The sequence below is a fragment of the Belnapia sp. AC561 genome, from assembly GCF_979252845.1.
On the sequence record NZ_CEEDBP010000400.1, the window covers coordinates 1 to 247 of the forward strand.

Annotated in this window: 1 protein-coding gene; it reads right to left on the bottom strand. The window is 65.2% G+C overall.

The genetic code is table 11. From position 1 onward, the window contains the following. Window positions 1-247: hypothetical protein (locus AC0IW9_RS31605; protein WP_471652237.1), on the bottom strand; the 247-nt coding region annotated here is incomplete at both ends.

Sequence of the window (247 nt, forward strand, 5' to 3'; positions counted from 1 at the left end):
TCCCGGCGGTGGCGTTCGGCAGGCCGAGGAAGTCGAGGACGTGCGGCGTCACGCCATCCACTTGCAACAGCGGGGTGGCGCTCAGGTCGCCGACGCAGTACGCGGTTTTGCCGGGGTTCTGGTAGCTGTTGTTGAGGATCAGGATGGTGCTGCGCTCGCCCGCGCTCTGGCCACCGTGACCGCTACCAGTGCCGCCATGATCGGAGGCAACCACAATCAGCCATTCTTCGTTGGCGTAGTTCGGACG